Source organism: Halorussus sp. AFM4 (assembly GCF_051194995.1).
GTDB lineage: Archaea > Halobacteriota > Halobacteria > Halobacteriales > Haladaptataceae > Halorussus.
Map to the genome: position 1 here is coordinate 1498508 of NZ_JBNTJT010000001.1, position 13521 is coordinate 1512028.

11 protein-coding genes are annotated in these 13521 nt (G+C 70.6%); 9 read left to right on the forward strand and 2 right to left on the reverse strand.

Annotated features, from left to right (window positions below; all coding sequences use genetic code 11):
- The first annotated feature begins 78 nt into the window (after nt 1-78).
- Nucleotides 79-1419, forward strand: coding sequence for a glutamate-1-semialdehyde 2,1-aminomutase (gene hemL, locus ACQUQF_RS07850; RefSeq protein WP_435177443.1), 1341 nt, complete (start codon nt 79-81; stop codon nt 1417-1419).
- 50 nt (nt 1420-1469) lie between these two features.
- A complete protein-coding gene (locus ACQUQF_RS07855; protein WP_435177445.1) occupies nt 1470-2819 on the forward strand; it encodes a sodium:calcium antiporter in 1350 nt (449 codons plus the stop codon).
- 231 nt (nt 2820-3050) lie between these two features.
- Here the strand turns inward: ACQUQF_RS07855 and ACQUQF_RS07860 are convergent, their stop codons facing one another.
- On the reverse strand, nt 3051-3248 hold the full coding sequence (locus ACQUQF_RS07860; protein WP_435177447.1) for a hypothetical protein: 198 nt from the start codon (nt 3246-3248) through the stop codon (nt 3051-3053).
- A gap of 138 nt (nt 3249-3386) precedes the next feature.
- Here ACQUQF_RS07860 and ACQUQF_RS07865 point away from each other — a divergent pair, with 138 nt between their 5' ends.
- Nucleotides 3387-3845 carry a hypothetical protein gene (locus tag ACQUQF_RS07865; protein WP_435177449.1) on the forward strand — a complete coding sequence of 153 codons (459 nt, stop codon included), beginning with the start codon at nt 3387-3389 and terminating at the stop codon, nt 3843-3845.
- 1 nt (nt 3846) lies between these two features.
- Here the strand turns inward: ACQUQF_RS07865 and ACQUQF_RS07870 are convergent, their stop codons facing one another.
- Entirely contained in the window at nt 3847-6153 is a 2307-nt protein-coding gene (locus tag ACQUQF_RS07870) for an AAA domain-containing protein (protein ID WP_435177451.1), read from the reverse strand.
- A gap of 107 nt (nt 6154-6260) precedes the next feature.
- On the opposite strand from ACQUQF_RS07870, the gene hemC reads away from it, so the two are divergent.
- The 6 genes from hemC to ACQUQF_RS07900 all read left to right on the forward strand — a co-directional run bounded on the left by hemC (nt 6261) and on the right by ACQUQF_RS07900 (nt 13470).
- The gene (hemC, locus tag ACQUQF_RS07875) at nt 6261-7436 is read left to right on the forward strand and encodes a hydroxymethylbilane synthase (protein WP_435177453.1); all 1176 of its coding nucleotides are present in this window, start codon (nt 6261-6263) and stop codon (nt 7434-7436) included.
- Nucleotides 7429-8172, forward strand: a complete 744-nt coding sequence (locus ACQUQF_RS07880) for a uroporphyrinogen-III synthase (protein WP_435177455.1) — start codon at nt 7429-7431, stop codon at nt 8170-8172. Before hemC ends, ACQUQF_RS07880 begins: the two co-directional genes overlap by 8 nt.
- A gap of 295 nt (nt 8173-8467) precedes the next feature.
- Complete coding sequence (locus tag ACQUQF_RS07885; RefSeq protein ID WP_435177457.1) at nt 8468-9139, forward strand: RNA 2'-phosphotransferase; 672 nt, start codon at nt 8468-8470, stop codon at nt 9137-9139.
- A gap of 433 nt (nt 9140-9572) precedes the next feature.
- Nucleotides 9573-11039: a DHHA1 domain-containing protein gene (locus tag ACQUQF_RS07890; RefSeq protein ID WP_435177459.1), complete on the forward strand. Its 1467-nt coding sequence runs from the start codon at nt 9573-9575 to the stop codon at nt 11037-11039.
- A 573-nt stretch (nt 11040-11612) separates the two neighbouring features.
- Nucleotides 11613-11945 (forward strand): DUF5783 family protein, encoded by a 333-nt coding sequence (locus ACQUQF_RS07895; RefSeq protein WP_435177461.1) that lies wholly within the window; start codon nt 11613-11615, stop codon nt 11943-11945.
- Nucleotides 11946-12228: 283 nt separating this feature from the next.
- The gene (locus ACQUQF_RS07900; RefSeq protein WP_435177463.1) at nt 12229-13470 is read left to right on the forward strand and encodes an ABC transporter substrate-binding protein; all 1242 of its coding nucleotides are present in this window, start codon (nt 12229-12231) and stop codon (nt 13468-13470) included.
- Nucleotides 13471-13521: the final 51 nt, after the last annotated feature.

The following is a 13521-nucleotide window of genomic DNA, read 5'->3' on the forward strand; positions in this document are numbered from 1 at the left end:
CGCACCGCTCGCGGGACCTGCCCGCCCGCGGACTCCGCGACAGAAATCGACTTCACGCAGGAGTCCGAACCCCCGCGTATGAACCGCGACCGCTCCCGCGAGCTGTACGACCGGGCGCTGTCGGTGCTGCCCGGCGGGGTCAACTCCCCGGTGCGGGCGACCCGGCCCTACCCGTTCTTCGTCGAGAAGGGCGACGGCGCCCACGTCGTCGACGCCGACGGCAACAAGTACGTCGACTACGTGATGGGATACGGCCCGCTGCTGCTGGGTCACGACCTGCCCCAGGAGGTCGAGTCGGCCATCCAGTCCCAGCTGTCCGACGGCCCGATGTACGGCGCGCCCACCGAGGTCGAGGTCGAGCTCGCGGAGTTCATCGCGCGCCACGTCCAGAGCGTCGAGATGCTCCGGTTCGTCAACTCCGGGACCGAGGCCACGACCTCGGCGGTCCGGCTGGCCCGCGGCCACACCGGCCGGGACAAGATCGTCGTGATGCAGGGCGGCTACCACGGCGCCCAGGAGTCGACGCTGGTCGAGGGCAAGTCCGGCGGCGTCGGCTCGCCCAGCTCCGACGGCATCCCCGAGGCGTTCGCCGAGGAGACCATCACGGTCCCGTTCAACGACGAGCGGGCCGTCCGCGAGGTGTTCGAGGAGCGCGGCGACGAGATCGCCGCGGTGCTCACCGAGCCGATCCTGGGCAACTGCGCCTCCGTGGGACCGGTCTCCGGCTACCTCGAATCGCTCCGGGAGATCACCGACGAGCACGGCGCGCTGCTGATCTTCGACGAGGTCATGACCGGCTTCCGGGTCGGCGGCCTCCAGTGCGCCCAGGGGAAGTTCGGCGTCACGCCCGACCTCACCACCTTCGCGAAGGTCATCGGCGGGGGCTTCCCGGTCGGCGCGGTCGGCGGTCCGGCCGAGATCATGGAGCAGTTCACGCCCACGGGCGACGTGTTCCAGGCCGGCACCTACTCGGGCCATCCCCTCTCGCTCACCGCGGGCCTGGAGATGCTGCGGTACGCCGCCGAGAACGACGTCTACGACCGCCTCGCCGACCTCGGCGAGCAGTTGCGTTCGGGGCTGACCGACATCCTCGCCGACCGCGCGCCGGAGTACACCGTCACGGGCTACGACAGCATGTTCAAGGTCGTGTTCACCCGCGAGGGGCCCCGCGACCTCTCGGGCCAGTGCGAGGCCGGCAGCCGCCAGGACCCCGACTGCCCCCGGTACGAGTACGCCCCCAAGAACAAGGCCGACGTCGACGCCGCCGAGACCGAGCGCTGGGAGCGGCTGTTCTGGCCCGCGATGCGCGACGAGGGCGTGTTCCTGACCGCCAACCAGTACGAGTCGCAGTTCCTCAGCTACGCCCACACCGAGGAGGACGTCGAGCGGACGCTCGAGGCGTACAAGGAAGTGCTGTAGCGACCGCTCGGGCGTAAGACGTAGGTGGCTGCCCCGTCGTTATCGAACTAGTGCTCGATCGGTTCCGCCATCCCCTCGTCGCGGTCGCCGTCGCGCTGGTGTTGACAGTCCCGTGGATCGCGACGTTCGTCTCGTCTGGCGGATACGGAACCGTGCACCCGGGCGAGAATATCACGCCCGGGATGGCCGTCCTCGTCGGCGGTCTCGCGATCGTCGGTGCGGCGTTCCTGCTCGCGTGGGCGGCCGAGACCGCCGAGAAGGACGTCCCGCAGGCGTTCGCCATCGCGGTGCTGGCGGTGCTCGCCGTGGCGCCCGAGTACGCCGTCGACGCGCTCTACGCGTGGCAGGCCGGCGCCGGCTCGAGCGAGGCCGCCAACCTCGCGGTGGCCAACATGACCGGCGCGAACCGCATCCTCATCGGCCTCGGCTGGTCGGGCATCGCGCTGTTCACGATCTACCGCGCGAAGCACACCGCCGACGCGGCCGTCGAGAACCGCCCGGGACTCCTCGCCGACGCGGTCACGCTCGATCCGGGAATCGCCACCGAGATCGCGTTCCTGCTCGCGGCCACGGCGTACGCGTTCTTCATCCCGCTCAGCGGCGGTATCGGCCCGCTCGATACCCTCTTTCTGGTCGGACTGTTCATGCTGTACATCCTCGTCGTCATCCGCGGCGACGTCGAGCACTCCGAGGAACACGTCGGCGTCCCCGCGTACTTCCAGCAGTATTCGAGGGCCCCGCGCATCGCGTTCGTCCTCTTCGGCTTCGCGTTCTCGGGCGCGATAATCTTCACCGCCGTCCACCCGTTCGCCGAGGGGCTCGAGCAGCTGGGCCTGCAGTACGGCATCCCCGAGTTCTTCATGATCCAGTGGTTCGCACCGCTGGCCTCCGAGTCGCCCGAGCTCATCGTCGTCGCCTACCTGGTGAACAAGGCCCGTTCGACCGCCGGCTTCAACGCGCTCATCTCCTCGAAGCTCAACCAGTGGACCCTGCTCATCGGGACGCTCGCCGTCGTCTACTCCATCTCGGCCGGCGCGATCGGGACGCTCTCGTTCGACCAGAAACAGGCGGCGGAGATCTGGATCACCGCCGCCCAGAGCCTCTTCGCGATCGCCATCCTGACGAACTTCGAGATCAGCGTTCGCGAGGCGGTCGCGCTGCTCGTCCTGTTCGCGACACAGGTCCTCGCGGAGTTCTACGTGATCCAGACCTACACCGAACCGGCCGCGACGACGATCAGCATCTCCATCCTCTACGCCTTCACCGCGGTCTACGTCGTTCTCGGCGTCGGCCTGTTCCTCAAACGCGGCGAGAGCGTCCGCGAGCTGCTCGAAAGGAGCGTCTCGAACGCTCGGACTGCGATAGGAATCGGTGCGAGCGAGCCGGGACGCGCGGACTGACACCGCCGCGTCGACGGAGCGGCCGCCGCGACTCGAACACCGCAGTCGTACGCGCTCGTCCTCGACCACCCGGTCGCGGCGTCCCCACCGCGACCGGACGCCGCCGGCCTGGTCGACTACGACACACGGCGGAACGTCCGTCAGTTGCCGTAGTCGCTCAGCGATGCGACCTGCTACAGCCGCCCCAGTTACAACGACAGGGAACGACGGGGTCGACTCGTCCGGTCGGGCCTACGGCTCGTCGTAGTCGACCTTCCCCTCCTCCTCGGTCATCTCGATGGCGTAGAGCCGCGTGTCCGGAACGTGGAGGTAGCTGCCGTCCTCGCGCTGGACGCGGACGCCGCGGACCTTCCCGGACTCGGACACCTTCCCTGCGTCGACCGCCACCGTCTGGACGCCGTCGGGGCCGTCGTAGGTGATTCGTGCCACGTCTTCGCGTGGGGGCTCCGGTTCAATAAGGGTGATTGCGGCGACGGTGACCGCCCCGTCGGAGACGCTGTCCGGTCCCACCCGGCCGGCGCGACCGCATGCGACACGGGTTTAGGGGCCGCGCCCCCAACTCCGACCATGAGCCGCGAACGCGCGGGCGGGAGCCGGACGAGGCGTCGCCGGTCGCATCACTGGTACTGGGTGGCCGCCATCCCCGCGGCCTTCGTCCTCTGGCTGGCGACGCTCGCGTGGCTGGCGGTCGCGTCGACCTGGGAGGCGTTCGGCTTCGGCCAGAACACGTTCGCGCTCTCGATGGTCGCGCTCGGCGTCCCCTTCGTCTTCCTGACCGCCTACTTCCCGCTGGCGGTGTACCGCGACGCCGACTACGTGAACCGCACCAGCGGGAAGTGGGCGCCCGACCCGAGGCGGCAGGCCCTGCGGGCCGCGGCGGGGCTGGTCGTCCTGGTTCTCACCGCCGTCGCGTCCGTGCTGCTGGGCCTCCCGCCGACGGTGCCCGTCGTCGCGGGGTTCGTGGTCACCGTCCCGTTCGCGACGTACTACCTGTATCGGCGCCACGAGACGGTCGGCACGCCCTGAGTCAGAGCTCGTCGGCCGACGCGCCGCGCTCGTCGGCGTAGTCGGCCAGCGCGCGGTAGAGGTCGGCGCAGTCGTTGCCGTCCTCCGCCCCCGAGCACAGCGTCTCCCAGTCGCCGACCAGCCCGAGGAACCGCTCGGCCCGGGTCAGCGCCACGTTGAGCCGGCGGGGGCCGTCGGGCGAGCGCCCGAGGAAGCCCACGTCGCCCCGGTCGTTGCTCCGGACGAACGAGATGACGACCGCCTCGCGCTCCCCGCCCTGGAACGAGTCGACGGTGTCGACCTCGATCCGGTCGCCGAGCGCGTCGCGGAGCGCCCGGACCTGCCCCTCGTAGGGCGCGATGACGCCGACGTCCGCCGGGGCCACGCCGGCGTCGAGCAGCCGGTCGACCAGCGACTCGACCGCCTCGACCTCGGCCGGGTTCTCGTAGGAGTGGTCGCCGGCCCCGCGCTCGGGCCCCGCGACGTCGGCCCGCACCAGCGCCGGCAGGCCGTCGACCGGCGGGACGTCCCGGCCGTCCCGGAGCGCGCCGTCGTAGAACCGGCGGTCGGGGAACCGGGCGACGTCCGGGTGCATCCGGTACTGGGTCCGGAGCATCGCGCCGATCCGGTGGCCGTACACCCCGTCCTCCGCGTAGAGGTGCTCGAACAGCGACCGGTGGCGGTCGTCCTCGGCGGGGGTCGCCCGCACGTCGAACGGCGGGAGCTGGCGGTGGTCGCCCGCCAGGACGAGCCTGTCGCCCTTCGTCGCGGGGATCAGGGTCGACTGGACCGTGGCCTGGGTCGCCTCGTCGACGACCACGAGGTCGAAGTCGGCGTCGAGCTGGGCCGCGCTGTTGTTGGTCGTCGCCACCACGTCGGCGGCGGGCTCGCGGCGGTCGTAGTTCTCGCGCACGAACGCCTCGTCGGAGTGGTCGGCGCGGTGGCGGGCCAGCTCGAACTCGTCCTCGACCGCGGCGTAGTAGTGGAGCGAGGTCGGGTCCGGGTGGTCGGGCGCGCTCGCGCCGACCAGGGCGTTGTCCACGGCCTGGTTGGAGTCGGCCGCGACCAGCACGCGCTCGCCGGCCGCGACCGCCCGCCGGACCACCTCGATCAGCGTCCGGGTCTTGCCGGTGCCCGGCGGGCCGTGGACGCAGAAGGCGTCGTCGGCGTACGTCGCGCAGGTCGCCGCCAGCTCCTGGCGGTCGTTCAGGTCGGGGTCGGCCGGCGCGGCCGCGCGGCCCGCCTCGCGCTCGAACGTCGCGTCCCGGTTGCCGGTGAGGAGGTCGCGGAGCCGGGGGTCCTCGCGGGCGGCCGCGACCGCCTCGGCCTCCCTGCTCGTGGGCAGGTCGTTGAGCAGCAGCGAGAGCCCCAGCGAGTCGGCCCGGTCGAGGGCGTCGATTGCGCGGTTCAGGTCGTCGGACTCGCCGTCCGTGGCGTCAGTGTCTCCGGACTCGCCATCCGCGACGGCGTCCGAACCGCCGGCGTCGCCGTTCCCGCTCTCGTCTGCGGCGTGCAGCACCAGGTCGACGGTGAAGTCGGCGATCCGGTCGACGGTCGCCTCGACCGGGAGCCGGTCGGGCGCCGCGTCGGGGTCGTTAGCGTGGACCAGCACCTCGTTGCCCTCGTAGACGCCGAACCGGTCGGAGACGTCGCCGTGCGTGTTCTCGGCGAGGACGTGGAACCGCACCCGGCCCGCGTCGGTCCGGGAGAAGCCGCCGACCTCGGGGACGGCAGCGTCGCCGTCGCCGGCCCGCTGTCGGGGCGTGCGACGGCGCGCTTCCTCGCGGTTGCGCTCGCGGTCGGCCTCGCGCTCGGCCTCGACGAACGCCGCGAGCCGGTCGAAGTAGTCGTCGGGGTCCTCGGTGGCGGCGGGCGGCTCCCGGCTCAGCGGGTGGCGAGCGTAGTCTGGAAGCGCGGCGTCATCGCCCTCGAAGCCGGCGTCGCCCCCGGGGAGCCAGAACCGGACCCGACGGGCGAGCGCGGTGCCGGCGAAGTCGGCGGCCGAGCGGGGTTCGGGGTCGCCCGCGTCGTCGAGCGCGACGAACACGTCGCCCCGGACCGGGTGGTCCTCGTAGACCACGTACTCGCCGGTGAGCGCCGGCGAGTCGGCCTCGTGGAGCGGGACGCAGAGCCAGTCGTCGCGCTCGGGGTGGCCGAGGAACCGGGCGCGGTTCGGCAGGACCGAGACCAGCGGGTCGACGCTCGGCGGGTCGTCGGTGGGCTCGCCGGCGTCGGGGTCGGCGGTCCCGCCGTCGAAGGCGGCGGCGCCGACGTGGTCGGCCTCGGCGGGGTCGAACGCCCGGGCGGCGTACTCGAAGAGGAGCGTCACGGATAGCCACGGTAGGGGCCGGAGCCGGATAACCCGCGGGGCCGGCCGAAGGGCCCGCCCGCGCCGGAACGAACAAGTGTTTCAACTTCGGCCGCCGACACTCTCACATGAGCAGACACGGGACCCAGTTACGCCTGGCCACGCGGGGGTCGGACCTCGCGCTCCGGCAGGCGGCCGAGGTCGAGGCCGCCCTGGAGGACCGGCGGTTCGAGGTCGAACTCGTCGAGGTCGAGACGACCGGCGACGAGATACGCGACGAGCTCATCCACCGCCTGGGCAAGACCGGGGCGTTCGTCCGGAGCCTCGACGAGAAGGTGCTGGACGGCGAGCTCGACGGCGCCATCCACTCGATGAAGGACATGCCGACCGACAGCCCCGACGAGCTGGTGGTCGCGGCCATCCCGGAGCGGGCCAGCGCCAACGACGTGCTGGTGACCCCCGACGGCAAGGGCCTCGACGAGCTCCCCGAGGGCGCCACGGTCGGCACCTCCAGCCTCCGGCGGAAGGCCCAGCTGCTCCACCACCGCGAGGACCTGAACGTCGAACCGCTCCGGGGCAACGTCGACACCCGCGCCGAGAAGCTGCTGGCGCCGACGCTCCAGCGCGAGCACGAGCGCCGCACCGAGGCCGAGAAGGAGAAGCAGTCGAAGAAGGCGCAGGCACAGAAGGGCCACAAGAAGGAGTACGAGGGCGAGTTCGACCGGACGGTCGAGGAGTGGTTCAACGACCTCGCGGAGATCGAGCGCCGGGCGTTGGAGCGCGAGGTCGAGACCGAGTACGACGCCATCGTGCTGGCCCAGGCCGGCCTCGAGCGCAGCGGGCTGGCCCACCACCTCGAGTACGTCGAGCTCCCGAGCAGCGAGTTCGTCCCCGCGCCGGGCCAGGGCGCGCTCGCGGTGACCGCGCTCGACGGCGACCTCGCGGGCGACATCAACGCGGTGCTCGACCACCCGCGGACGCGGGTCGAGACCACCGTCGAGCGCACCGTCCTCAGGGAACTCGGCGGCGGCTGCGTCGCGCCCATCGGCGTCCACGGCCTCATCCAGGGCGAGCACGTCCACGTCGACGTCCAGGTGTTCTCCCAGGACGGCACGGAGGTCGTCGAGGCCAGCCGCGACGTGCCGGTCGAGAACCACGTCTCGGCCGCCAAGGAGCTCGCGGCCGACCTCGCCGACCGGGGCGCCGACGAGCTCATCGCGGCCGCCACGGCGGACGCCGACGCCGACGACCCCGAGGGCAAGCGGGGCGAGTCGGTCCACGAGGGGGACGTCGGGGATGAGTAGGGACGTCCGGATCGCGGTGTTCCGGCCGGACGACGAGCGACTCGCCGAGGCCGTGGAGCTGCTGGAGTCGCTCGGCGCCGAGCCGGTCGCCGACCCGATGCTCGAAGTCCGACCCACCGGGAACGCGCCGGCCGAGGGCGACTACGTCGTCCTGACGAGCAAGACCGGCGTCGAACTCGCCGCCGAGGCCGGGTGGAAGTCCGGCGAGGCGACCGTCTGCGCCATCGGCGAGAGCACGGCCGACGCGCTCCGCGAGGCGGGCTACGCGGTCGACGTCGTGCCCGCGGAGTACTCCTCGACCGGCCTGGTCGAGGCCCTCGAAGGCGAGGTCGCGGGCGAGCGCGTCGAGGTGGCCCGCAGCGACCACGGCAGCCCGGTCCTGACCGAGGGGCTGGCCGACGCCGGCGCCGACGTAAACGAAACTGTGCTATATCAATTGGTTCGGCCCGAGGAATCGGGCAAGTCGGCCGAACTCGCCGCGGAGGGCCGTCTCGAAGCCGCTCTCTTCACTTCGTCGCTGACCGTGGCCCACTTCCTCGCGGCCGCCGAGGAGCGAGGCGTCCGCGAGGCGGCCGTCGACGGGCTGAACGACGCCGTCGTCGGCGCCATCGGCGAGCCGACCCGCGAGACCGCCGAGTCGGAGGGCGTCGCGGTCGACGTGGTGCCCGAGGTCGCGGACTTCGAGAAGCTGGCGTGCGCGGTCGTCGAGGAGGCCGCGCCGACGTATCACGGCTGACTCCGATACGTTCTGACTCCTGTGGCCGCGCCCGTACGCAAGAGGGACGAGTAGCAAAGGCCGGAGCGAGGCGGAGGCCGAGCAACGCAGGAGGCTGGGGAGGAGTGAGGTTCGCGGTCGCGGTGCGGAAACTCACAGGTGACGGTAGCAGTTTGCTCAAACTCAGTTCCCCCTCTCACAATCACTGCCTCACTACGACCTCGCTCACTGCGAGACAGTTTATCGAATCACCCGCTCGACGAACGGCGCGGAACGCCGAGCCGCCTTTCCGCGACGAGCGACTACCCCCGGCAGCGTGACCGACCCGATCTACCGCTGTCCGGACCACGGGTTCGTGGCCCCGGATGAGGGCGAAGTCCCGGAGTGCCCCGAGTGCGGGGCCGACGTCGAACGGGTGCTCTCCGGCGGGCGCAGGCGGCGGCTCTCGAAGTTCGTCAGCGGCGCGCTCCGCCACTTCCCCGCGGACGCCGGCATCGAACTCGACGATAGGGGGTGGACCGACTACGACGACCTGGCCGACGCGGTGGCTCGGAAGTACGACTGGGCCGGGCGCGAGCAGTTGGACGCGGTGGTCGCGACCGACCCCAAGGGCCGGTTCGAGCGCGAGACGGGCCGAGACGGCGGGGGCCGCGTCCGCGCGGCGTACGGGCACTCCGTGGACGTCGACCTCGACGATACGGGCGACGGGGGCGAGGTGCCCGACCGGCTCTTCCACGGCACCGACCCGGACAACCTAGACGCGATTCTGGCCGAGGGGCTGCAGTCGATGAACCGACAGGAGGTTCACCTCTCGGCGACGCCGGCGGAGGCGAGGGAGGTCGGGCGGCGCCACGCCGCTGATCCGGTGGTGCTCGAAGTCGACGCGGCCGGGATGATCGCGGACGGGCGGCGGGTCTCGAAGCGCGGTGAGGAGACGTACACCGCCGACGAAGTACCTCCGGCGTATCTTGCGGTTCGGGAGGAGTAGTGGAGGGGCTTGTGTTTGGAAACCGGGACAGGGAGACGATTACAAGCCGGTTCTTCCGTGTTGTGCTACCAGCCAGGGGACGAGAGAGCGAGGAAGCTAGCTACTGCCGTCACCTCTGTACCGCAACCGCACAGCACCGCGACAGTGGGCCTCAGCCCTCCCCAGCCTCGGCGGTCGCCTGAACGCCGTCGGACGAACCGCGTCCGACGAGCCTGCGCGCACTTCGCTTGTGCAGACGCGGCCGCCTCCACCGTCAGAGCTTCGCTCGTGACGAGCCTGCGCTCGCTCCGCTCGCGCAGACCTCGCGCACATCGGCGCGGCATGAAGCCGCGCCAGCGCGCGCCGGTAGTGGAGTCTCACCTATCGAAGCAGAGACGCGTTCCCGAGCCCGCAAGCGGAGGTTTATAAGCGATAGCGACCTACCTGCCCCCGAATGGCTTCCGCTGGTCCAGTTCCCGCCCTCGCAGAGCGCGCCGCCGCGTGCGCCGACCGCCTGCGGGACGCCGACGAGGTGCTGCTCGCGTCCCACATCGACGCCGACGGGCTGACGAGCGCGGCGATCGCGTCCGCGGCGCTCGAACGCGCCGGGATTCCCTTCGAGACCGTCTTCAGCAAGCAGCTCGACGCCGAGGAGGTGGCGTCCATCGCGGCGACCGACTACGAGACGGTGCTGTTCACCGACTTCGGGAGCGGCCAGCTCGACGTCATCGCCGACCACGAGGCCGCGGGCGACTTCACGCCGGTCATCGCCGACCACCACCGACCGGCCGACCCCGACACCGAGTACCACCTCAACCCGCTGCTGTTCGACGTCGACGGCTCCTCGGAGCTGTCGGGCGCCGGCGCAGCCTACGTCCTCGCGCGCGCGTTGGAGTCCGACGGGGGCGACAACCGCGACCTGGCCGGGCTCGCGGTCGTCGGCGCGGTCGGGGACATGCAGACCACCGACGGGGAACTGGTCGGCGCGAACCGGGCCATCGTCGAGGAGGGCGAGGCGGTCGGCGTCGTGGAGTCGCGGACCGACCTCGCGATGTACGGCAAGCAGACCCGACCGCTCCCCAAGATGCTGGAGTACGCCAGCGACACGCGGATTCCCGGCATCACCAACAACGAGAACGGCGTGCTCCGGTTCCTCGACGGGCTCGACGTGACGCTCACCGACGGCGACGGCGAGTGGCGGTGCTGGGTCGACCTGACCGACGAGGAGCGGGCCACCGTCTCGAACGCGCTCATCCAGCGCGCGCTCTCGAAGGGGGTCAGCCCCGACCGCATCGACCGGCTGGTCGGCACGGCGTACACGCTCACCGCCGAGCCCGAGGGGACCGAACTCCGGGACGTGAGCGAGTTCTCCACCCTCCTCAACGCCACCGCGCGCTACGAGCGCGCCGACGTGGGGCTGGCGGTCTGCCTGGGCAACGTGACCGACCTGGCGAACCGCGACGGCGCCCTCGAACGCGCGCGGGAGCTGCTCCGGAACCACCGCCGGAACCTCTCGGAGGGCCTGCAGAAGGTCAAGCGCGAGGGGGTCACCCGCGAGGAGCACCTCCAGTGGTTCCACGCCGGCGACGAGATCCGCGAGACCATCGTCGGCATCGTCGCCGGCATGGCGGTCGGCGCCGAGGGCATCGACCGCGGGACGCCCATCGTCGCCTTCGCCGAGAAGACGGGCGAGGGTGCCGGCGACGGTGACGAGACGGCGGAGGTGAAGGTCTCCGCGCGCGGGACCCCCGCACTCACCCGGCGCGGCCTCGACCTCTCGACCGTGATGCGCGAGGCCTCGCAGGCGGTCGGCGGCGACGGCGGCGGCCACGACGTCGCCGCGGGCGCGACGATCCCGAAGGGCACCGAGTCGGAGTTCGTCGAGCGCGCCGACGACATCGTCGGCGAGCAACTGTCGTAGGCGACGACGAGGCCCGGGTCGAGCATCGTCGCGCGTTCTCCATCGACTGCGACCGCCAGCAGCGCGCGGTTCTACCCGGGACTGATTGTAGAGGCGAAATTCCGCGCGCTCCGTCCCTAACTCGGGGTTCTGTCGACCATCTGCGGACAGTCGTCGTTGACTCGGCAGGCGGTAATTCGTATATCGGAATTTGGTTTATCGGCGAGGCGGGCCAGATTCTCCCGGCCCGTGAAATCCGGCACCGAGAAGCGAGAGAGCTACTGCGGCACCGCTTCCGGCGGCTGACGCCGGGCGGAAGGAACAGTGACGCGGTCACGCCCGAGACAGAGACGAGGTCCGCCTACTCGGACTGCGCGGCCATCCGACGGCGCTCGGCCGTCGCACCGGACCCAACGATCCCGTGTTCGTCGAGGCCCGGCGGCGATTGCGCCCGGGTCGTCGACGTCGAGTCCGCGACTTCGTCCGGCCGTAGTCGTCCGGCTGTGGTCGTTCGCACGCGCGTAGGCAGTCATCCACAGGGCTGCGGCGGGCGGCATCGCCCGACTTTTATCCGCGCTCGTCCAAATCCGGCACATGAGCGACTTCGACCCCGAGAAGTTCGAGGACAAGTACGTCCACTACTTCAACGAGCTCCAGCGGGCGTACAAGAACGCGTTCAACCGGCTCAACGAGCGGTACGACTCGGAGCTGATCCACACCATCGACCAGCAGATCCTCAACGAGTCCGAGCCCTTCTACGAGGGCGACGGCGAGTTCCGCGTCGAGCTCCCGGACGACCCGGTCGACCGCATCCAGGGCGTCGTGGTCGCCGACGAGAAGGTCGCCGAGATGCTGGACGTCTACGTCGACGAGATCGAGACCGAGCTCCGGCGGGTGTTCGGGTTCGAGTCGGCCGACGAGGAGTGACCGGCTCGGTGGATCGGTGCAGCGGCGGGCGGCACTGCCGGACGTAGTGGCGTTTTCCCGTCCGCAATCGGGCGAGTTCTCCGAACCGAAAGGACAGCGCTTTGCTCGCCGTTTTTCTGAGTTAGATCTGGTACGACCGACCTCGGCGATGAATTCTCTTCTGCTATATCGAATCGCGGAGGCGACCGAGAGATGGCTGCGAAGTTCCGGATGGGGTCGGCGAGGGAGCGACTGGTTTAGGTAAACCAAAATCATTAAGCAGTGTTTAGGCGACCCTAAAACCATGGACGAAGCGCAAGCCTCGGAGTTCACGCGGCGACGGTTCCTGAAGGGAGCGGGCGCGGCAGGCGGCGCCGCATTCATCGCCGGCTGTACGGGCGACGGATCGGGCGAGGCCGGCACCACGACCGGAACCGACGCGACGACTGACCGGACGACCACGGGGCGGCACGCCACGACCACGGACGCGACCGGACCGTACTCGGTGACGATGTCGCCGATGGGCCAGGTCGAGTTCGATTCCGTGCCCGAGAACGTCTTCACCGTGTTCCCGCAGTACGCGGACATGGCGGTCGCGCTCGGGCGCGGCGACGCGGTGAACGCCGTGTACGTCCCGGAGATGTCCGGGACGACGATGAACCACTACTACCACCACCTCGACGGGGTGGCGTTCGACTGGGAGGGCCTGCACGACCCTCTGGCCGACGGGTTGCCGAAGGAACTGCTCTTCGAACTCGACAGCGACGTCCACCTCGCCGACCCCGCGTGGGCGTCGACCCAGGACAACTGGACCAGGTCCGACGTCGAGGAGATCGGGTCCCAGATCGCCCCGTGGTTCGGCAACTTCTACAGCGGGACGCGGGCGTCCCCACCGAAGGGGTACGACGGCTATCGGTACTACGACCTCTGGGAGCTGTTCGGCAAGGTCGCGGCCGTGTTCCGGGAGACCGAGCGCTACGAGGCGCTGGCCCAGATTCACGCCGACCTCGTGTCCACGATACAGGAGAAGCTGCCGCCGAAGGAGGAGCGCCCGACCGCGGTGCGGGTCACGCTCGCGGGCGACGGCGAGTCGTTCTGGACGTACCACCTCAACGAGCCCGGCTACTGGCTGGCCGACACCCGGCCGCTCGGCGCGAACGACGCGTTCGCCGAGAAGGACTGGGGCAGCCTCTGGGGGCAGGTCGACTACGAGACCATGCTGGAGGCCGACCCCGACGTCATCCTCCACCTCTGGGGGATGACGCCCAACTACAGCATGAGCGACACGCTCGCGTCGCTGAAGGACCACCCGGTCGGGAGCCGGCTCACCGCGGTGAAGAACGACCGGGTCTACCCCGCCGGGATGCGGTACCAGGGTCCAGTCATGAACCTGTTCCAGATCGAGATGGGCGCCAAGCAGCTCTACCCCGACCTGTTCGGCGAGTGGCCCGACTACGAGGACGGCCAGCACTACCCCCGGATTCCCGAGGACGAACGGCTGTTCGATCGGACCGAGGTGGCTGACATCATCACGTCGGGCGCGTAGGCGGGTCGGGCGAGACGGGACGCGTCGGCCGAAACCGACTGACGCGTCGGC